Annotated in this window: 19 protein-coding genes and 1 riboswitch; of the genes, 9 read left to right on the top strand and 10 right to left on the bottom strand. The window is 65.6% G+C overall.

The genetic code is table 11. The features are described 5' to 3' along the window. Positions 1-41 precede the first annotated feature (41 nt). Positions 42-452: a hypothetical protein gene (locus SMA01S_RS19985; RefSeq protein WP_066826632.1), complete on the bottom strand. Its 411-nt coding sequence runs from the start codon at positions 450-452 to the stop codon at positions 42-44. A gap of 119 nt (positions 453-571) precedes the next feature. On the opposite strand from SMA01S_RS19985, the gene SMA01S_RS19980 reads away from it, so the two are divergent. The 3 genes from SMA01S_RS19980 to SMA01S_RS19970 all read left to right on the top strand — a co-directional run bounded on the left by SMA01S_RS19980 (position 572) and on the right by SMA01S_RS19970 (position 3,392). Continuing rightward, positions 572-1,732, top strand: a complete 1,161-nt coding sequence (locus tag SMA01S_RS19980) for a sensor histidine kinase (RefSeq protein ID WP_084250472.1) — start codon at positions 572-574, stop codon at positions 1,730-1,732. Next, positions 1,729-2,526: a LytR/AlgR family response regulator transcription factor gene (locus tag SMA01S_RS19975; RefSeq protein WP_066826631.1), complete on the top strand. Its 798-nt coding sequence runs from the start codon at positions 1,729-1,731 to the stop codon at positions 2,524-2,526. The genes SMA01S_RS19980 and SMA01S_RS19975 overlap by 4 nt, the downstream gene beginning before the upstream one ends. A 113-nt stretch (positions 2,527-2,639) precedes the next feature. Continuing rightward, complete coding sequence (locus SMA01S_RS19970; RefSeq protein ID WP_066826629.1) at positions 2,640-3,392, top strand: isocitrate lyase/PEP mutase family protein; 753 nt, start codon at positions 2,640-2,642, stop codon at positions 3,390-3,392. Between the two features lie 150 nt (positions 3,393-3,542). On the opposite strand, the gene pyrE is transcribed toward SMA01S_RS19970, so the two are convergent. The 9 genes from pyrE to hisG all read right to left on the bottom strand — a co-directional run bounded on the left by pyrE (position 3,543) and on the right by hisG (position 14,337). Continuing rightward, complete coding sequence (gene pyrE, locus SMA01S_RS19965; RefSeq protein ID WP_066826627.1) at positions 3,543-4,136, bottom strand: orotate phosphoribosyltransferase; 594 nt, start codon at positions 4,134-4,136, stop codon at positions 3,543-3,545. A gap of 90 nt (positions 4,137-4,226) precedes the next feature. Further along, the gene (locus SMA01S_RS19960) at positions 4,227-6,245 is read right to left on the bottom strand and encodes an alpha/beta hydrolase family protein (RefSeq protein ID WP_066826626.1); all 2,019 of its coding nucleotides are present in this window, start codon (positions 6,243-6,245) and stop codon (positions 4,227-4,229) included. An 85-nt stretch (positions 6,246-6,330) separates the two neighbouring features. Next, entirely contained in the window at positions 6,331-8,304 is a 1,974-nt protein-coding gene (locus tag SMA01S_RS19955) for an alpha/beta hydrolase family protein (protein ID WP_066826624.1), read from the bottom strand. Positions 8,305-8,435: 131 nt separating this feature from the next. Continuing rightward, positions 8,436-10,550 (bottom strand): sodium-translocating pyrophosphatase, encoded by a 2,115-nt coding sequence (locus tag SMA01S_RS19950; RefSeq protein ID WP_066826622.1) that lies wholly within the window; start codon positions 10,548-10,550, stop codon positions 8,436-8,438. Between the two features lie 106 nt (positions 10,551-10,656). Next, on the bottom strand, positions 10,657-11,550 hold the full coding sequence (thiL, locus tag SMA01S_RS19945; protein ID WP_066826648.1) for a thiamine-phosphate kinase: 894 nt from the start codon (positions 11,548-11,550) through the stop codon (positions 10,657-10,659). Between the two features lie 10 nt (positions 11,551-11,560). Further along, positions 11,561-11,737: a DUF4169 family protein gene (locus SMA01S_RS24320; RefSeq protein WP_084250471.1), complete on the bottom strand. Its 177-nt coding sequence runs from the start codon at positions 11,735-11,737 to the stop codon at positions 11,561-11,563. Positions 11,738-11,749: 12 nt separating this feature from the next. Continuing rightward, positions 11,750-12,220, bottom strand: coding sequence for a transcription antitermination factor NusB (nusB, locus tag SMA01S_RS19940; protein ID WP_066826620.1), 471 nt, complete (start codon positions 12,218-12,220; stop codon positions 11,750-11,752). A gap of 49 nt (positions 12,221-12,269) precedes the next feature. Then, positions 12,270-13,556, bottom strand: a complete 1,287-nt coding sequence (gene hisD / locus SMA01S_RS19935) for a histidinol dehydrogenase (RefSeq protein WP_066826618.1) — start codon at positions 13,554-13,556, stop codon at positions 12,270-12,272. Positions 13,557-13,674: 118 nt separating this feature from the next. After that, positions 13,675-14,337, bottom strand: a complete 663-nt coding sequence (hisG, locus tag SMA01S_RS19930; RefSeq protein WP_066826616.1) for an ATP phosphoribosyltransferase — start codon at positions 14,335-14,337, stop codon at positions 13,675-13,677. 165 nt (positions 14,338-14,502) lie between these two features. Between hisG and SMA01S_RS19925 the strand changes: the two genes are divergently transcribed. The 6 genes from SMA01S_RS19925 to SMA01S_RS19900 all read left to right on the top strand — a co-directional run. After that, a complete protein-coding gene (locus SMA01S_RS19925) occupies positions 14,503-15,606 on the top strand; it encodes a DUF2332 domain-containing protein (protein ID WP_066826614.1) in 1,104 nt (367 codons plus the stop codon). A gap of 65 nt (positions 15,607-15,671) precedes the next feature. Beyond that, positions 15,672-16,232, top strand: a complete 561-nt coding sequence (locus SMA01S_RS19920; RefSeq protein ID WP_066826647.1) for a methylated-DNA--[protein]-cysteine S-methyltransferase — start codon at positions 15,672-15,674, stop codon at positions 16,230-16,232. Between the two features lie 37 nt (positions 16,233-16,269). Beyond that, positions 16,270-16,459: riboswitch (cobalamin riboswitch) on the top strand. A gap of 127 nt (positions 16,460-16,586) precedes the next feature. Then, entirely contained in the window at positions 16,587-18,491 is a 1,905-nt protein-coding gene (locus SMA01S_RS19915; protein ID WP_066826612.1) for a TonB-dependent receptor plug domain-containing protein, read from the top strand. Further along, positions 18,488-19,300 carry an ABC transporter substrate-binding protein gene (locus tag SMA01S_RS19910; protein ID WP_066826607.1) on the top strand — a complete coding sequence of 271 codons (813 nt, stop codon included), beginning with the start codon at positions 18,488-18,490 and terminating at the stop codon, positions 19,298-19,300. The genes SMA01S_RS19915 and SMA01S_RS19910 overlap by 4 nt, the downstream gene beginning before the upstream one ends. Then, positions 19,297-20,268, top strand: coding sequence for a FecCD family ABC transporter permease (locus SMA01S_RS19905; RefSeq protein ID WP_066826605.1), 972 nt, complete (start codon positions 19,297-19,299; stop codon positions 20,266-20,268). Before SMA01S_RS19910 ends, SMA01S_RS19905 begins: the two co-directional genes overlap by 4 nt. Further along, positions 20,259-20,744: ABC transporter ATP-binding protein (locus tag SMA01S_RS19900; protein ID WP_157094054.1), on the top strand; the 486-nt coding region annotated here is incomplete at its 3' end. The genes SMA01S_RS19905 and SMA01S_RS19900, both read left to right, overlap by 10 nt.

Here is a 20,744-nt window from a genome sequence, read left to right as displayed (position 1 = left end):
CCCCTTACTGAATCGCTCAAGCTGCCGGAGGCAGCGTCGGTTCAGGTGAGGGAAGGCGGTCCGGTGGCGGGAGGCGGGGGCGCGGCGAGGCCGCGGCCGGGGACGGCGTCGATCGGATCGAGCGTCGGTGCGGCTTCGGGAGTGAAGATCGGTGCGGCCAGCGCAACGAGCGTCGGCGGCGCATCGGCGGTGCCGAGTCCCGAAAAGGCGCAGGCATGATCGCCGGGCTGGCTTTTGCCCGGCGCCTTGTGGTGCAGCTTGCCGTCCGGGGACAACACCATCGCGTCGTCCGGTCCGGTGCCGTTGCAGACGGTGATCTCGATCCCGCCGGCGGCGTTGACCACCGGCATCCACCCTTCAGGAGCGACGCTGCGCGCCAGCAACGCGGCCACCAGCAACAGCAGCCAGCCGAAGCGGCGGCCAAGCGTGTCGGGGCGGATGGCGGGATTCATTACGGGGCTGCTCCTAGGCAAAAGACCGCGCCGACGCCATGGGTATTCCTACCCATGGACAGCCGCGCACAGGCGATGCTTTGCGTGACCGGTCCGGCCGGTATAAAGGGGCCAGCCCGATGGCCACGATTTCGTCCCCCGTGCCGGCTGCGGCCGACACCTCACTGACGGACCAGAAGCGCCGCTTCTGGACTCCCGCGATCTTTTCGCGCCCGTTCTTCGAGGACAAGAGCCGCGCCTTCTGGACGCTGCAGGGCGTGGGTTGGGGCGGCTATCTGCTGCTCCGCTCGGTATCGTCGGTGTCGAACGGCGCACCGATGTCGGCGTTGATCCCGGGGATCATCGAATCGATCGTCGGCTATTGCATCACGTTGCTGCTCTCAACGCTGTACGGTTATTATCGCCGCCTGCCGCGGATCAGCGCGATCCTGTTGACCGTGGTGACGCTGGCCGGTGCGACCTTCCTGGCGGCGGTGCTCAACGGCTTTTCCTACAGCATCATGAAGGACAATCCGGGGCTCAATCTCGGCCTGGTGTTCGGCCAGTTGTTCCTCAATTTCACCGTGCTGGCGGGCTGGTCGGCGCTCTATTTCGGGATCAATTTCTACCTGATCGTCGAACAGCAAGCGGACCAGCTGCTGGTGCTCGGCAACCAGGCGTCGTCGGCGCAGCTCGCGATGCTGCGCTATCAGCTCAACCCGCATTTCCTGTTCAACACGCTCAATTCGATCTCGACCCTGGTGCTGCTCAAGGAAACCGAGCGTGCCAATGCGATGCTGTCGCGGCTGGCCGATTTCCTGCGCTTCACCTTGATCTACGAGCCGACCGCGAACGTGACGGTGGCGCAGGAGGTGCACACGCTCAAACTCTATCTCGAGATCGAGAAGATGCGGTTCGAAAAGCGCCTGCGCCCGGTATTCGAGATCGATCCCCGCGCCGAACGCGCGCGATTGCCCTCGCTGTTGCTCCAGCCATTGGTCGAAAATGCGATCAAATATGCGGTCACGCCGAGCGAGGAGGGGGCGGAAATCGCAGTTTCGGCACGTCTCGTCGGCGAACGGGTCCGGATTACCGTGTCGGACACTGGCCCCGGCTTGATCGAGAACAAGTTAGGGCCGAGCCTTTCAACTGGCGTGGGGCTCGCCAATATAAGAGATCGGTTGGCTCAGGCGTACGGACCTGACCACCGTTTCGATGCTCGGTCTACACCAGGGGGCGGCTTTGCTGTGGAGATCGAGATTCCGTACCAGTTGGAAGATCCGAATAGAGAGGCCGCATGACCATAAGAACCATCCTGGTGGACGACGAAGCGCTCGCGATCCAGGGGCTCGAACTCCGCCTTCAGGCGCATGACGATGTCGAGATCATCGACCGTTGCGCCAACGGGCGCGAGGCGATCCGCAGTATCAAGACCAATAAACCCGATCTGGTGTTTCTCGATATCCAGATGCCGGGATTCGACGGCTTTTCGGTGATCCAGGGCCTGATGGAGGTCGAGCCGCCGCTGTTCGTCTTCGTCACCGCTTATTCCGACCACGCCATTCGCGCGTTCGAGGCGCAGGCAACCGACTATCTGGTCAAGCCGGTGGAGGAATCCCGCCTTGCCGACACGCTCGACCGCGTACGTCAGCGGTTGAGCGAGAAGCGCACCGCTGAGGAAGTCGGAAAATACAAGGAAGCGCTGGCTGAGGTCGCGCCCGAAGCAGCCGAAGAGATTGCCGATGGTGGCGAGGTATCGTCCAACCGCTTCGAGAAGCTCATCAACATCAAGGATCGCGGCAAGATCTTCCGCGTCGATGTCGACACGATCGAAGTGGTCGAAGCGGCGGGCGATTACATGTGCATCAAGACCGGCGACAACACGCTGATCCTGCGCCAGACGATGAAGGACCTGGAAAAGCGGCTCGACCCGCGCCGGTTCCAGCGCGTCCATCGCTCGACCATCGTCAATCTCGACCTCGTCCGCCAGGTCAAGCCGCATACCAATGGCGAATGCTTCCTGGTGCTCGATTCGGGCGGCCAGGTGAAGGTGAGCCGCAGCTATCGCGACGTGGTGGCGCGGTTCGTCCACTAGAGCCGAGCGGGGAGGGTCGCATCGGCTCTCCCCGCTCGCTCCACCGGATTCCAGTCGCTTGACCAGTGCGGAACAAATTGGCAACAAATGCCGGTGCCTACGGGAGAATCGTCATGTCCGCCTTTGAAACTTTCACCGCGCTTCACGTTCCTGGCGATCCGCTGATCATCTACAATTGCTGGGATCCGGGCAGCGCGGTGGCGATCGCCAAGGCGGGCGCGAAAGCGATCGCGACGGGTAGCTACGGCGCCGCCGGATCGCTCGGTTTCGGCGATGGCGAGAAAGTCCCACTCGACCTCGTGTTCGACAATGCGACGCGGATCATGAACGTCGTCGACGTGCCCGTCTCGATCGATTTCGAGAGCGGTTACGCCCGGGATGAGGCCGGAATCACGGCCAATCTGGCGAGCCTGGCCGCGACCGGTGCGGTCGGGTGCAATTTCGAGGATTCGGTGATCGGCGGCGATGGCGTCTATCCCATCGCGACCCAGGCCGACCGCGTCGCCGCGGCGCGCAAGGGCGCGGGCCCTGCTTTCTTCATCAATGCGCGGATCGACCTCTATCTGCGCGCGCCGGCCGAGCAGCACAACGCGTCGATGCTCGACGAAACCGTCGACCGCGCGGCGGCCTATATGGCGGCGGGCGCTAGCGGCATCTTCGTCCCGGGCCTGCGCGACACCACAGCGATCGCCGAGATCGTCAAGCGCACCGGTGCGCTGATCAACGTCATCCCAGGCCCAGGCGCGCCGACCAAGCCGCTCGCCGATGCCGGCGTCGCGCGGGTCAGCTATGGCGGCAGCCCGTGGTTCGCCGCGATGGCCTGGCTGGAAGAGCACGCGCGAGCCGCGATCGATTGGAAAGGCTGATCTCCCCTCCCGCTTGCGCGTGCGAGGTGAAGAGCGCGGGGCGCTCTTCACCTCGCACGGGGCTGGGGGAGGGCCTGTTTCCTCCACCGCATTGATATCCCGACGCGCCCTCCCCCTAACCCCTCCCGTAAACGGGAGGGGAATGAGGAGTTAGTCCAACGGCAGCTTGTCCGCCTCGGTCACGCCGAGATCGGTCGCGGTGAACAACGCATGCAGCGTGATACCACGCTCGGCGAGATTGGCATCCGCGCCCTGTTCGCGGTCGAGGATGACGATCGCATCCTTCATGATGCCGCCCGCCGCTTCGATCTGCTCGGCCGCCTTGAGGATCGATCCGCCGCTGGTCGCGACGTCGTCGATCAGCACGACATGCTTGCCCTGCAGCGTCTCGCCGCCGCTATCGTCGAGGCCCTCGACCATCAGCGACGTGCCATGTGCCTTGGCCGCCTTGCGCACGAACACCGCACCGATCGGGCGACCGACGTCCCAGCTCAATGCCGCGATCCCGCCGAGCAGCGGCACCGCGCCCATTTCCAGCCCGGCGACATAATCGGCATCGAGCCCGTCGAGCACCGACAATAGCCCGCGCGCGCATTGCGCGGCGCCTTCGGGCGTCATCATCGTCGCCTTCATGTTGAAATAGATGCGGCTGCGCTTGCCCGAGACAAGCAGGAAATCGCCGCGCTTCAGCGTGCGCGTTGCAAGAAGGGTGCGAAGGGCTTCGCGGTCGTACGGGGCGGCCATGGATCCTCACAGGACAAAGGGAAGGAGCGCGGCCGCGACCGGCAGCACCCCTCCTTCGATCAACCCCGGCGGGGCGTCAACCGGCTGCGGTCAGGTCGCCGGGTTGAAACGGTCGAGGAACTTCTTGACCTCCTGCATCAGCTGCACGCGATCGGCTTCGCGCAACAGATTGTGCGTATTGAGCGGCTGTTCGAGGTAGAAGAAGTCCTTGCCTTCCACTTTCCCCGCTTTTTTCAGCCGCGCCACCAGATCGCGCGCCTGGGCGGGCGGGACGCGGACGTCCTTGGCCCCCTGGACGATCAGGATCGGGATCGAATATTTTTCCGGATGAAGACCGGGTGACGCGTCTTCCAGGTCGCCGCTCGCCGACCCCATGCCCATCTTCGCGCCATAGCGGCCGAGATACGATTTGTCGTACCGCTGCATCGCGATCAGGTCGTGGACGCCGGCGCCGCTGATAGCGCAGCGATATTTGTCGCCATCCCGCTCTGCGGCACGCGATGCCGCATAGCCGCCATAGGACCAGCCGAACATGCAGACACGCTTGGGATCGGCGATTCCCTGGCCGGCGAGCCAGGGAATGGCGTCGTTCAGATCATCCTGCATCCGATAGCCCCAGGCCTTTTCGGACGCCTTCTCCCAATCGCTGCCATAGCCGGTCGAGCCGCGATAATTGGGCTGGATCACGACATAGCCGAGCTCGGCGAGCGATTGCGCCCAGCCATAGGCATCCCAGTCGGCATCGTCGCGAGCCCAAGGACCGCCATGCGGCAACACGATCAGTGGCAGATTCCTTTGACCGGACCGATGGCGCGGCATGGTCAGGATCGCTTCGATCTTCTTCCCGTCCGATGCCGGATAGGTCACGACCGACACCGGATTGAGCATCGCGTCCTTCAGCGTGTCGTTGCCGTAAGCGAAGCGCCCGATGCCTCCCGACACCGTATCGAAAATGTACCAGGTCTCAGCCTGTCCCATCTTCGCGACGCGGAACAGGATCGTCTCGCGCTTGGCATCGGCGGTCGCGATCAACACGTTGTCCTTGCCGAAGCTTTCCTCGAGCAGGCCCTGAATCTCTTTCATCCGCGGATCGAAATAGGTCCAATGCTCGCGACCGGTCGTATAGGTCACGCCGAGCAACGCGGAGCGATCGGGGGTCAGTGCAGCCCCCCCGATATCATATCCCGGCACACCGAAGACCTTCTTGCCCAGCTTCATCGTGGCAAGGTCGAATTCGTACAGCGAGCGATATCCGCCGTCCTTGCCATAAGCGTAGGCCTTGGTGCCGCCCGCCAGGAAAAGCGAGGGTATGGCGAGTTCGCCATAGCGATCGGGCGTCCCGTCGAAGATCTTCTTCAACTGCTGGCTTGTGCCGGTGCGATAATAGACCTGCATTTTGCCCGAATCCGCGTCGCGGGCGGTGCCAATGCGCACGACGCCGTCGGCATCGGCGGTCCAGTCTTCGATCACCGCGTTATGCGGCATCACGGTCGTCGTATTTCCCGTATCGAGATCCACGTCGATGACTTCCGGATTTCCGGTCAGTTCGGTATCCGGACCGCGCGTCGAGTTGGTGTCCCATAGAATACGCTGAAGCAGCATGTGCGGCTTGCCCGAGTTGGACAGCCACAACATTTCGGTGGAGCCGATCGACTTGTCCCACCCGAGGGGGAGTATCTTTTTGGTCGTGCGGTTGTACGAAGCGTAGCGGACGTCGTCGATCCAACGTCCGTAGAAATTCTCGCGTGTATCGAATGTGATGACCAGATGATCGGCGTCGGCCCAGCGATAGTCGACGATCTGGCGATCACCTTCCTTGTCCTTGATCGCCTCACCGTTGCGGGCGATGACCTCGGCCTTGGCCTCGCCCGGCTTCACCGGCACGATCGCGAGCACTTGTTCGCCGCTGGCCCTGATCCGCGTTGCGATCCATTTGCCGTCGGGGCTCATGCGCGGCTGGGTGATCATCGGAAACTGCGCCAGGACCTCCAGCGGAACGGTCTTGGTCGCCCAATCGCTACTTGCCGGCGGCATTTGCCCCGACGCCATTGTCCCGGCCAAGACGATCGATGCCGCCGCGCCAAGCACCACGCGATGAAGTGTCTTCATGAAAGGCTGCCCCCTGCCTCTATCAATGATCGACTAGTAACGCACATCCGTGACAGGCAACATATTGCCCACGTCGGATATGCCGTCACGACGGATTATATTTGGTCAGGAACGCCTCGAGTTCCTCCAGGAATTGCAGCCGGTCGGCCTGGCGCGTGAAATGGTGGTCGCCCAGAGGCTGCTCGACATAGCGATAGGTCGCGCCCGCGGCTTTCAGTCTCTCGACCATTTCGCGCGATTGCTTGACCGGCACGACCTGATCGGTCTTGCCGTGCATGATCAGGATCGGCGTCGAGAAATCCGCGGCGAAGTTGATCGGCGAGACCGCCTTCAAATCGGGAGCCTGCTTGCGCAGATAGTCCTTGTTGCGGCCGCCGTTGAGGAACGATCCGTCGTAGCGCAGCATCGCCGTCATGTCGGACACGCCCGCAAAGGACACCGCGCAGCGATAGACGCCCTTGTCGCGTTGCGCCGCGCGAAATGCCGCATAGCCGCCATAGGAAGCACCGACGATGCACACGCGCTTGGGGTCGGCGATCCCCTGTTTCGCGGCCCAGCCGACCGCATCGACCAGATCGTCCTGCATTTTCAGGCCCCATTGGCCTTCGCCGAGCTTGTTGAACTTGGTGCCGAAGCCGGTCGAGCCGCGATAATTGGGCTGGAGCACGGCGTAACCGCGGCTCGCCAGGAATTGCGTCCACCAATCCCATTCTTCGTCGTCGCGAACCGCCGGGCCGCCATGCGGCATCAGGATCAGTGGGAGGTTCTTCGCCTCGCGTCCCCTGGGCAATGTCAGCACCGCGGACATTTCGGTCCCGTCGCGTGCGGTGTAGCGGACGGTCTTGACCGGCGCATAGGTCCTGGTGCCGAGCGTAGAGTTGATCGTCGCGAAGACCGACATTCGCCCGTCGGCTGGACGATAGAGATAATAGGCCCCGGCGCTATCGGCCGCGCCGATATGCACGATCAACACGCTGAGGTCGCTGCTCCACGACACGATATCGGGCCACAGATTGGGGACCGCTTTGTCGAGATCGGCCTGAACCTGCGCCAGCGTCGGGTCGAGCCACTTCGTGCGCGATCGCGTGTCGGTATATTGGAATCCCATCAGCTTCGTGCCCGTCGGGTCGAGAAAGGGCCCGTCAACGTCATAGCCTGGGGAATCGAAGATCTTGGCGCCGATCTTCATCGTGTCGAGATCGAAATCGTAGACCGCGTCGAACCCGTCGGCATCATCGATCGCAATCGCCTTGCCCGATTGCGGCAGGATCAATGCCGGCAAGGTGCTGAGCGTGCTGCCCTTGCCGGTGGTGCGAGCGATCGTTTTCAGCGAGCCTCCGGCTTGTGTGCGGTACAGCGTGCGGTACGATCGCCGATCATCGTCATAGGCGATGCCCATCCTGACCGTTCCGGCAGTATCGGCATACCAGTCCATCACGTTGGTGGTCGAAGCCTGGACGATCTTGCTCTTGCCGGTCGAGACGTCGAAGTCGCGCACCTGCGGCCAGAAATTCTCGTCCATATAGATCGAGTTCTGCATTGCGATCAGGACATGTGGACTGCCGTCGCGCGCGATCCACAATATATCGGCGCCATTCTGGCCGGTCGTCGGTGTCGCCAGGACATTGATCTTGCCGCCATCGGCTCGGACACCGAACGCGCGACTGACATACCAGCTGTCGCCCTCAACCGGCTGCATCTCTCCGGCGCGGAGCAACAGCCAGTCGTTGTTGACCCATTTCCAGCTGGTCAGCTCGAAATCGCCCGGATCGAGCAGCTTGAGCTTGGTGGTGTCGGCGAGCGGGATGATCGCCAGTCGCATCTTGCCCTGGATCGCGATCCGCGCGGCGATGCGCGTACCGTCGGGCGACAGCGACGGCGCCTCGATGAACGGCAATTGCGCGAAGGCGGCGGCGGGAGGTGGGCCAGCGTTGGCCGCGGCCGATGCTGGCTTTGATTCCGGTGACGGTGCCACCGGCTTGGCGTCTTGCGCCGACGCCGCGGTGATGGCTGGAAACAGCGCGGCTGCCGCCGCAATCGATATGATACGTCCGAACATGGCTTTCCCCCCGGTGCCCCATGCCAGTCTAGCAACGAAAAAGGGGCAGACAAGCTGCCCCTGATCCACTTTTATGTCCGAAAAGAACGATATGCCCCGTCCGACGCAACGGCCGGACGGGGCATTATCGCTTAGCCGACGCCGTGCGCGGCCAGCGCCGCGAGCAGCAGCAACGCGACGATGTTGGTGATCTTGATCATCGGGTTGACCGCAGGGCCGGCCGTATCCTTGTACGGATCGCCCACGGTATCGCCGGTGACCGCGGCCTTATGGGCTTCGGAGCCCTTGCCGCCGTAATTGCCGTCTTCGATATACTTCTTGGCATTGTCCCAGGCACCGCCGCCCGAGGTCATCGAGATGGCGACGAACAGGCCGGAGACGATCACGCCGAGCAGCATCGCGCCGACCGTGGCGAAGCCCTCCTCACGATTGGCGACCGCCTGGATGACGAAGAACACCACGACCGGACTCAGCACCGGCAACAGCGATGGGATGATCATTTCCTTGATCGCCGCCTTCGTCACGATGTCGACGGTGCGACCGTAATTGGGGCGGCTGGTCCCTTCCATGATCCCCTTGTCCGCGGCGAACTGCGCACGAACGTCCTCGACCACCGATCCCGCCGCCCGGCCGACCGCGGTCATGCCGAACGCGCCGAACAGATAGGGAAGCAGCGCGCCGAGCAACAACCCGACGATGACATAGGGATTGCTCAGCTCGAAGTTGATCTTCCCGATGCCGAGCTGCGTCGCATAGCGATCGAGGTCGGTCGTATAGGCGCCGAACAGCACGAGTGCGGCGAGCGCCGCAGATCCGATCGCATAGCCCTTGGTCACCGCTTTGGTCGTGTTGCCTACTGCGTCGAGCGCATCGGTACGGTGCCGCACGTCGTCGGGCAGCCCCGCCATTTCGGCAATGCCGCCGGCATTGTCGGTGACCGGGCCGTAAGCGTCGAGCGCGACCACCATGCCGGCGAGCGCGAGCAGCGAAGTGGCGGCGAAGGCCACACCGATGATCCCGGCCAGCTGGTACGTCGCGATCACCGCGACGACGATGACGAGCGTCGGCAGCGCGGTCGATTCGAGGCTGATCGCCAGCCCCTGGATGACGTTGGTGCCGTGGCCGGTGGTCGACGCCTTGGCGATCGACTTGACCGGGCGATAATTGGTGCCGGTGTAATATTCGGTGATCCACACCAGCAGGCCGGTCACCGCCAGGCCGATCAGCATGCAATAGAAGAGCGACATGCCGGTGAAGCTCTTGTCGCCGACCGTGCCGATCGCGGCGTTGAGGTCGCCGAGCACCCATTTCTCGGCGCCGAAGATGGCGAAGGCCGAGAGGACGACGGTGGTCCAGAACCCCTTGTACAACGCGCCCATGATCGACTCGCCCTTGCCGAGCCGGACGAAATAGGTGCCGATGATCGAGGTGATGATGCACACGCCGCCGACGATCAGCGGCAGTGCCATCAGCGCGAACAGATTGGGCGCGCCCGACAGCAGCAGCGCGATCGACACCATCGTCAGGCCGATCGTGACGACATAAGTCTCGAACAGGTCGGCGGCCATGCCGGCGCAATCGCCGACATTGTCGCCGACATTGTCCGCGATCGTTGCAGGGTTGCGGGGATCGTCCTCGGGAATGCCCGCTTCGACCTTGCCGACCAGGTCGGCGCCGACGTCCGCGGCCTTGGTGAAGATACCGCCGCCCAGACGTGCGAAGATCGAGATCAGCGAGGCGCCGAAGGCCAGCGCGGTCAGCGCGGCGACGATCTCATGATCGCCCGGCTCGAGATGCTTGACCCCGGTCAGGTACCAGAAGATGCCGGCGATCGAGAGCAGACCGAGGCCCGCCACCAGCATGCCGGTGATCGCGCCCGAGCGGAACGCCATGGTCAGCCCGCCCTGCAGCGAGGTGCGCGCGGCCTCCGCGGTCCGCACGTTGGCGCGAACCGAGATGTTCATGCCGATGAACCCGGCGATGCCCGACAGTACCGCGCCGATCAGGAACGCCACGGTCGACAAGAGGCCGAGCGTGAAGAACAGGATCACGGCGACGATGACGCCGACGATCGCGATGGTGGTATATTGGCGGCCGAGATAGGCCTTGGCGCCTTCCTGAATGGCGGCGGCGATATCTTGCATCTTCTCGTTGCCGGCCGGCGCGCGGAGCACCTGCTGACTGGTGATGAAGCCATAGACTACGGCGATCAGGCCGCAGACGATGGCCGCATAGACAATCGTCATTCCTCTTCCCCTATTAGACACGTAGCGCCGAATGGCGCTCGCGAACTTTCCCGAAGGTGGGCAGGAGGTATAAGCGGGGATCGAGAGAGCGCAAGCGCCCTAAAGTTCAGTGCTGAAACCCCAGTCTGGAGGGCAGTGGGATGGGCTCGCCCTGCCAAGTGAGCACGATTCCATTGCCTTCATAGAAGTGGCCTACCCGAAACGCGCCGACAGGCGGCTCGTCGGCGGCCGGCAAGGCGAACAGAAGTTCATAATCGTCCCCAGCGGTTGCCGCAGCGAGGTGCGCAGCGAGATCGGCGCCGGCAAAGGCCAGATAGTCCGGAGAGAGGGGCAAAGCGGCGAGTTCGATGGTGACCGCCAGGCCCGAGGCTGCGGCTATGCGGCTCGCGTCGATCAACAACCCGTCCGACACATCCATCATCGCATGGACAATTGGGGCCAGCCTGAATCCCTCGGCGAGACGCGGCATCGGACGACGATAGCGAGCGAGCAGCGCTTGCGGGCCTGGCGCTCCCTGCGCGATCCGAAGGCCTGCTCCGGCGTCACCGATCGTCCCCGTGACCCAAAGCGCGTCGCCGGCCTGAGCGCTCGAGCGTAGTGGCGCGGGCGCGTCGCGCCCGATCGCCGTCAGCGTCAACACGCGGGGCGCGTTCGCCGGAAGCGACACCGTGTCCCCGCCGATCAGCGAACAGTCGAACGCGTCGAGCGCCGCGCGCAGGCCATCGAGGAACGCACGATCCCACGCGTCGCTCGACAGCGGATAATTGAGCAGCACGCCCTCGATCCGCGCGCCCTTGGCGGCGAGGTCGGACAGATTCACCGCGAGCAGTTTCCAGGCGACGTCGCCCGGCGGATCGTCTGGCAGGAAATGGACGCCCTCGACGATAGTATCGGTGGTGACGGTCAACCCGCCGATCGTCGCATTATCGTCGCGCAGGTCATGCGCGCCGGGGTGAAGCGGAAGCTTGCGCAGTGCGGCGATGAAATCGGCTTCGGTCACGCGCGCCGCTTCATGGCTCACGTTTCGCGCCGTCCAGCTCGCGGGTGCGCCGCTCGGCTTCCGCCTTGGCGGCCTGCTTCTCGGCCTTGGTGCGGCCGTGTGCGGTGCGGTTCGCGGCGGCGGTCGCCTGGGCCTCGTCGCGCGCTTTCGCCTTGCGGGCGCGGTTGAGATTGACGATCTTCGCCATCCGCGCCGCCGGTCAGGCTCGCGCGCTCTTGGCGACGCCGTCGAGAATGCCGTTGACGAAGCCCTTTTCGCGGCGTTCGTAAAAGGCGTCGGTGACATCGAGATATTCGTTGATAACGGTGCCGACCGCCACGTCCTTGCGCGCGAGCAATTCATAGGTCCCGGCGCGCAGGATCGCCTTCATCAATTTGTCGAGCCGCTCGATCTTCCAGTCGGCCGTGACGTTGGCCGAGATCAGCGCATCGATCTCGCCGATCCGCGCCAGCGCGCCCGTCACCAGATCGTCGAAGAAGTCGATATCGGCCTCGGCATATTCGGCGTCCTCGATCGTCGCGCCGAGGCGGTGCTGGTGGAATTCGTGGAGCAACGAGACGACGGCCGTCCCGTCCATGTCGTGCTGATAGAGCGCCTGGGTCGCGGCGAGCCGCGCGGCGGAGCGCGCCTTGGACCGGCCGGCGGTGCGAGAAGTAGCATGAGTCGTCATTGCGGTGCCTTTAGACCGTTCGGCGGGTGATTGTCGAAGGGAAGGGGGTTCAGCGCAGTCGCAGCGCGACCGAGCGGGCGTGGGCGGGCAGGCCCTCGGCTTCCGCCAAGGTGACCGCGGCGGGCCCGATCGCGGCGAGCGAGGCCGGATCGAGCGAGAGGAAACTGGTGCGCTTCATGAAGTCGAGCACCGACAATCCGCTCGAAAACCGCGCGCGGCGGCCGGTCGGCAGGACATGATTGGGCCCGGCGACATAATCGCCCACCGCTTCGGGCGTGTAGCGGCCGATGAACACCGATCCGGCATGTTTGACCATGTCGAACAGCGCATCGGCCTCGTCGCAGGCGAGTTCGAGATGCTCGGGCGCGAGCCGATTGACCAGCGGCATCGCCTCGACCAGGTCGGCGGTGACGATGATCGCGCCGTTCGCGTCCCAGCTCGCGCGTGCGACTTTGGCGGTCGCCAGCTCGCCGATCTGAAGGTCGACCGCTTCCGCCACCGCGCGCGCCAGAGCAGCGTCGTCGGTGAACAGGATCGACTGGCTCGACGGGTCGTGCTCGGCCTGGCTCAACAGATCGGCGGCGATCCAATCGGGGTCGTTCTTGCCGTCGGCGACGACGACGATTTCGCTCGGGCCGGCGACCATGTCGATCCCGACCACGCCGTAGAGCTGGCGCTTGGCCTCCGCGACCCAGGCATTGCCGGGGCCGCACACCACGTCGACCGGCGCGATCCGCCCGGTGCCATAGGCAAGCGCGGCGACGGCCTGTGCCCCGCCGATTCGCCATACCTCGTCGACACCGGCGACGTGCGCGGCGGCGAGCACCAGCGGATTGACCTCGCCATTGGGGGTCGGGGTGACCATCACCAATCGCTCGACGCCCGCGACCTTGGCGGGAATCGCGTTCATCAGCACCGAGCTGGGATAGGCCGCGCGGCCACCGGGGACGTAAATCCCCGCCGCGTCGACTCCGCGCCACCGCGCGCCGAGCCGCGCGCCGACCGCGTCGATCTCGTCGCGGTCCTCGGGCTTCTGCTTGATATGGTAGGCGGCGATCCGCTCGGCGGCGAGTTCGAGCGCGTCGCGCAATTCGGGTGCCAGCGCTTCGTGCGCGGCGAGCCATTCGGCGCGTTCGATCCGCCAGCCGGTCTCGTTGAGATCGTGATGGTCGAACTTGCGGGTGAAGGCGTGGACCGCGGCGTCGCCTTCGTCGCGCACGCTGGCGACGATGGTGCGCACGTCGCGCGCGACATCGCTGTCGGCTTCGCGCCGCGCATCGACCAGGGCCTGGAACTGGCGATCGAAGCCGGGTTCGGATGTGGAGAGCTTGATCATCTAAAAGCCCCTCTCCTTCAGGGGAGGGGTTGGGGTGGGGGAGTCACAAGCGATGCCCTCTGCGAGGCGCCGCCCCACCCCCGACCCCTCCCCTGAAGGGGAGGGGCTAAGACCATGCTTATGCCGCATCGCGCTTCTCCACCGCCCGCCGGAACGCATCGACCAACGGCACCAGTTCCGGCCGCGTCTTGAACGCGGCGCGGTTGACGATCAGGCGGCTGGTGACCTCGGCGATCACCTCGACCTCGACCAAGCCATTCTCCTTGAGCGTGCGGCCCGACGAGACGAGGTCGACGATGCGCGGTGCGAGCCCCAGAGTCGGCGCCAATTCCATCGCGCCGTTCAGCTTGACGCATTCTGCCTGCACGCCGCGGGCCTCGAAATGGCGCTGCGTCACATGCGGATATTTGGTCGCGACGCGGACATGGCTCCAGCCGCGAGGATCGTCGGCCGCAGCCATTTCGGCCGGTTCGGCGACCGACAAGCGGCAATGGCCGATGCCCAGGTCGACCGGCGCATAGAGCTCGGGATAGTCGAATTCGGCGAGCACGTCGGAGCCGACGATGCCGATCTGCGCGGCACCATGCGCGACGAACGTTGCGACGTCGAACGCGCGGACGCGGATCAAATCGATGCCGGGATTATTGGTCGCGAACCGCAGCGCGCGGCTGTCCTCGTCGGAGAATGCCGCCTCGGGCTCGACGCCGGCACGCACGAGCAGCGGTACGGCTTCCGACAGGATGCGGCCCTTGGGGACGGCAATGACTAGGGGTTGCGCCATGGCGGGGCTTTACTTGTGCACCTGCGAAGGCGCAATGCATCCTGGTGGCTCCGCTTTCAGCGGCTCTGCCGCGCCGGCGCGCTTCCCCGCCCGACCCTCCGAAGGACAGCAATCTATGGAAGGTCGCGCGGGTTAGCGCGCCGGGACTGGATATGAGGAGGCGGCATGGCCGACGAGGCGGGCAATCGCGAGGCGTTCCGGATCCAGGAATTCTATTGCCGCAACATGGACGCGCCGATCTATGCGCGATTGTGTGCCGCGATCGCCGACGGCCTGACACACGACAGCCGCACCGGCGCCCGCATCCTCGACTGGCCGGGCGAGCCGACGCGCGACGCGCTACCGCTCAGGTTCATCGGTGGGCTGCACGCACTGGTGCAGGCAGGTGCCGATTCGGGGTTGGCGGCGGTGTTTCGCGGCGAGACGAGCGACCAGGACGCGATTGCGGCGGCGGTGAACGCTGCGCTGGCCGTGCATGACGATTTCCTGCTGCCCTGGCTCGATGGGCCGCCGCAGACCAACGAGCCGGGCCGATCGGGCGCGCTGATCGTCGGGTTGCTCGAGATCGCGCGGCGATATGGCCCGAAAATCGACCTGCTCGAAATCGGATCGAGCGCCGGGCTCAACCTGTTGATCGATCGTTATGCCTTCGATCTTGGCGGCGTGAGGGTCGGCCCCGCCGCTGCGCCGGTGACGATTGCGCCCGAATGGCGCGGTGAGCCGCCCGTGGCGGCGCCGATCGAGATCGTCTCGGTGCGGGGCTGCGACGTTCGCCCGCTCGACGCCACCGATCCCGCGGTCGAGGCGCGGCTGGCCGCCTATGTCTGGGCGGAAACGCCGCTCCGCGCCGAGCGGCTGCGCAAGGCGATCGCGATGCAGCGCGCAAAGCCGGTCGATCTGGTCCAGGCCGACGCCGCCGACTGGATCGAGGCGCGACTCGCCGAACCGCAACAAGTCGGGGTGACGCGCGTGCTGATGCATTCGGTAGTGTGGCAATATCTGCCGGAGGACAGCGCCACCCGTATTCGCGCGGCGATGAAGGCGGCGGGTGACCGCGCCACGCTCGACCGCCCGCTCGCCTGGGTGATGATGGAGCCCGACCGCGCCTTCGCGCACCAGGTGATCCGCGTGAAGAGCTGGCCTGGTCATGACGACTGGCACGTGGTCGCGACCGCGCATGCGCACGGGGCGTGGGTCAAGAATGGCGTCGAGGATGAGGACAAGCGCCGCTACGATCTGCCCGAATCGGCCAAGGTGGAAGCCGGGTAAACTATCGAACAGCGCGGCTCATGCGCACGGTTGATTTGAGCGATCCGGTCGCCGATCTTGCTATCATGGCCACGCTCCATCGCTACCGCGTCTTCGAGACCGCGCACGGCATCGCCGCGATCGCGTGGAGTGGCGATGCGGTCACTGCCTTTCGCTTGCCCGGGGAGTCCGCGCGCGACGCCGAATGGTCGTTGCTTCGCCGCTTGCCCGACGCCGTCGCTGGCGACCCGCCGCCCGCCATCGCCGCGGTGATCGCCGATGCGATCCGCTATTTCGCCGGCGAGCCGGTCGACTTCGACGCGGTCGCGATCGATCTCGGCGAGCAGGAGCCGTTCTTTGCGCGGGTCTATGACCGCGTCCGCGCGATCGGCCGCGGCGAGACGATGACCTATGGCGCGGTCGCCAGGGAGTTGGGCGCGGGGCCGGAAGCGGCGCGTGCTGTCGGCCAGGCGATGGCGAGGAATCCGATCCCGCTGATCGTTCCGTGTCATCGCGTGCTTGCGGCGGGCAGTCGGGTCCATGGTTTCTCGGCGCCCGGCGGCGCGCTTGCCAAGGTCCGCATGCTCGAGATCGAGGGGGTTGCGACCGAGCCGCCTCCCGCCGCGCAGACCGCGTTCGAGTTCTAAAACCAGGCGCCGCTTGCGCTTTGCCGCGCTGCGGCATAGACGCCGCGCCGTGACGGGTTCCCCGCAAGGGGAAGCAAAAGGGAAGTCCGGTCGAAATGCCGGCGCTGCCCCCGCAACTGTGACCGGAGAGCGGTCGCCCCAATAATGCCACTGACCTCGCGGTCGGGAAGGCGGGGCGGACGCGATGACCCGGAAGCCAGGAGACCTGCCCGCCACGGTCGATCCTTTGCGCGGACGGGGTGTGCCGGGCGAACGAGGGATATCCCTCGCGTGAGCGACATGAACCGGGCCGTAAGGTCCGGGTGTCGCGTTCAGGCGCCCGGACTCCGCGGCCCCACCAAAGGGGCATGTCCAATGTTGAAGTTTTCGATTCTCGCGACGTCGGCAATTGCCGCGATCGCCACCGCAATACCCGCTTGGGCGCAGGAGACGCCGGCTGACCAAGACATCGTCCTCCTCCCTACCATTCGCAAGGACGATATCGTCGTCACCGCAACCGGCGTGCCGCAGTCGCCCGAGGATATCGGTCAGGCGGTGACCGTGATCGACCGCCAGACGATCGAGCAGCGCCAGACCGTCGCCTTGTCCGATCTGCTCGCGACGACACCGGGCGTGACCGTGTCGCGCAACGGCGGGCTCGGTGCCTTGACTGCCGTCCGCATTCGCGGCGCCGAGGATTCGCAGACGCTGACCTTAATCGATGGCGTCCGCGTCAACGACCCCTCGTCGCCAGGCGGCGCGTTCGACTTCGCCAATTTGCTCGCAGGGTCGATCGACCGCGTCGAAGTGCTGCGTGGCCCGAACTCGGTGCCATGGGGCAGCCAGGCGATCGGCGGCGTCGTCAACGTCACCACGATGCAGCCCGGCTATGGCCTCCAGGCGCGCGGCAATGTCGAATATGGCAGCTTCGATACGGTCTTCGCCAATGGCGGCGTGTCGGGGAAAAGCGGGATCATCGCTGCGTCGCTCAATGCCGGCTATCTCAAGACTGACGGCATTTCCACTGCGGCTTCCGGCACCGAGCCCGATGGCTATCGCCAGTTCGGCGCGACCGGTCGCGTCCAAATCGCCCTCTCCGACAATATCAGCCTCGATCTGCGAGGTTACTACGCCCACAGCAAGGTCGATATCGACGGCTTCGCCTTCGTCCCCCCCTATCTGCCGGTAGACGATGCCGAATATGCAAAAACCCAGGAACTCTACGGTTATGCCGGGCTCAATGCAGCCTTCCTGAACGGCCGGTTCAAGAACCGCGTCGCCTTCACCATCGCCGATATCAACCGCGACAATTTCGATCCGTCGTTCAGCAGCACGACGCCGAGCTTCCTCGCGCGCGGTCGCAGCGAGCGATATCAATATCAGGGCGACTTCCAGGTGATCGACCAGGTCCGCCTCGTCGCCGGCGCCGAGCATGAGACGACGCGGTTCAATGACGGCACCCTGTTCAAGTCGCGCGGGGTAACCAGCTTCTATGGCGAGGCGATCCTCTCGCCGATCGATCGCCTGACCATCACCGGCGGCCTCCGCTACGACGACGATTCGGCGTTTGGCGGGCACACCACCTGGGGCGCGAATGCGGTCTATACGCTGCCGACAGAGACGACGATTCGTGCGAGTTACGCCGAGGGGTTCAAGGCGCCGACGCTCTATCAACTCTACGGCCCGTTCGGGCTTGGCAACAAGGACCTCAAGCCGGAGACTGCGCGCAGCTACGATATCGGGATCGAGCAGAAGCTGATCGGCAATACGGTCAGCGCCAGCGCGACCTGGTTCCATCGCGATACCATCAACCAGATCGATTATGACCCGGGCACGTTCAGCTATGGCAATATCGATCGCGCGCGCGCCGAGGGTGTTGAGGTGGCGCTCAACATGCGGCCGTCCAGCACGCTGACGCTGAGCGCGGCGTACAGCTTCATCGATGCCAAGAACCGCGCCCGGGCCGACGTCAATTTCGGCAATGACCTCGCACGGCGGCCGCACCAGTCGATCAGCGCGTCGATCGACTGGAAGACGCCGATCGGCCTCGGCGTCGGCGCGACCGTGCTGACCGTAGGCGACAGCTTCGACGATGCCGCCAATCTCAACCGGCTCGACGGCTATACGATCGTGGGGTTGCGCGCGGACTTCCCGATCGGCGACAAATTCTCGATCTATGGCCGCGTGGATAATCTGTTCGATGAGAAGTACACATTGGTGCGCGGCTACAGCACACCGGGCCGCGCGGCCTATGGCGGCATTCGCTTGAAGTTCAATTGAAGCCTTTGATCGCCTTGATCGCCCTCGGGCTGGCGGGGTGCGCGAGCGCGCAGCCCGCCACGACCGGGGGGATCGTCTCGACCAATCCCTGTTCGGACCAATTGCTGCTCGCGCTGGCGCCGGGCAAGGTCACGGCGATCAGCCATTATTCGCAGGAACAGGGCGCGACCTCGATCCCGATCGGGCTCGCGCGGCGCTATCGCGCCACCGCCGGGACCGCCGAGGAGGTGATCGCGCTCAAGCCCGATCTGGTGGTGGCGTCGAGCTTCACCCCCAAGACGACGCTGGCTGCCTATCGCCGCGCCGGGCTCAAGGTGCTGACGCTCGATTCGCCGACCAATGTCGCCGCCAGCCGCGACCAGATCCGCAGCGTCGCCGCGGCAGTGCGCGAACCAGCGGCGGGCGAGCGGTTGATCGCGCGGATCGACCAGGCGGTGGCCGCCGCCGCGCCGCGCGACGGCCGCCGGCCGGCGACCTTGCTCTACATTTCCGACAGTTTCGCCAATGCCGGTCCCAGCCTGCTGACCGAGATGGTCGGCCTCGCCGGGCTGGGCGACGCCAGCAAGGATTTCGGCCTGGCTTTCTCGGGTAACGTGCCGATCGAGAGCCTGGTCGCGCATCCGCCGCGCATCGTGCTCGATCCCGACCCCGATGGCCGCACCGCATCTTTGCGCCGCCGCGTTCTCGGCATGGCGGGATACCAGGTGATCGAGGAGCGGTTCCCGCGCCAATTGGTCAATTGCGGCGGGCCGACCATCATCCCGGCGCTGCGCACGCTCGCTGCGATCCGGGCGCGAGCGCTGTCATGAGCCGCGCGCTTCGCCTTGGGCTGCTCGCATTGCTAACCGCGGCGCTGTTCGCGCTGTCGCTGATGGCCGGCAAGCAATGGATCCCGCTCGACGCGTGGTTCGGCCACGATCCGCGCTGGGCGATCATCGCCGAATTGCGCATTCCGCGCGCGGTGCTCGGCGTGCTGCTCGGGGCCGCGCTCGGCCTGTCCGGCGCGGTATTGCAGGGCTATCTGAGGAACCCGCTCGCCGATCCGACGGTGATCGGCGTGTCGTCCTGCGCGGCTTTGGGCGCGGTGGCTTCGATCGTGCTGGGATTCGGCGCCGGCTGGCTCGGCCAGTTCGGTTGGGCGATGGCGGGGGCAGGCGGCGCGATGGCGCTGCTGGCGATGCTGACCGCGCGCGCCGAGACGCCGGTGGTGTTCGTGCTCGCCGGCACCGTGCTCGCCAGCCTGGCCGGCGCGCTGACCGCCTTTCTGATCTCGATCGCGCCCAATCCTTATGCCATTGCCGAGGCGATCGACTGGCTGATGGGCGCGCTGACGGATCGCGGACCCGACGACGTGCTGATGGCGGCGCCATTCATCGGTGCGGGTGTGCTGTTGATGCTGTTCACGGGGCCAGCGCTCGACGCGCTGGCGCTGGGCGAGGATGCCGCGCGGTCACTCGGTGCCAATCTCGGTCGGCTGCGCTGGCAAGTGGTGATCGGCACCGGGCTGGCGGTCGGGGCGGGAGTCGCGGTGACCGGCGTGGTCGGGTTCGTCGGGCTGGTCGTGCCGCATCTGTTGCGCCCGGTGTTCGGCGCCAAGCCGTCGGCGTTATTGGTGCCGAGCGCATTGGGTGGCGCCGCGCTGACGCTCGCCGCCGACAGCTTGTGCCGGCTCGCGCCGGGCGCGGGCGAGGTGCGGCTGGGCGTCGCCATGGCGCTGATCGGTGCGCCCTTCTTCCTGGCCTTGCTGTTCCGCGAGGGAGCCAAGCAATGGCGCTGACTCTCGACCGTGTGACCTTGGATCTGCGCGGGCGCCGGGTGCTGGCCGATGCCAGTGCCGCGTTCGCCGCCGGCCGCATCACCGTGATCCTGGGGCCCAATGGCGCGGGCAAGACCAGTCTGCTCCGTGCCGCCGCCGGGCTGATCGCGCCGAGCGCGGGCAAGATCGCGATCGACGGCCGCGCGATCGCCGCGATGCGCCGCGACGACCGCGCACGGACGATCGGCTACCTACCGCAATCGGGTGACGTTGCCTGGAACATGCCGGCGCGCGACGTCGTGGCGCTCGGCCGCTTGCCGCACCGCGCCGGTGTGGCGGAAGACCTCGCCGCGGTGCTCGCGGCGATGGCGGCGACCGACACCGAGCAGTTCGCGGAACGCCGCGTCGGCGAACTGTCGGGGGGCGAGCGCGCACGCGTGCTGCTGGCGCGCGTATTGGCGGGCGAGCCGCAATGGCTGCTCGCGGATGAGCCGCTG

It is taken from the genome of Sphingomonas mali NBRC 15500 (assembly GCF_001598415.1).
Taxonomy (GTDB): Bacteria; Pseudomonadota; Alphaproteobacteria; order Sphingomonadales; family Sphingomonadaceae; genus Sphingomonas; species Sphingomonas mali.
The sequence above is the reverse complement of the archived record's forward strand: the minus strand, read 5'-3'. Positions and strand labels throughout refer to the sequence as shown.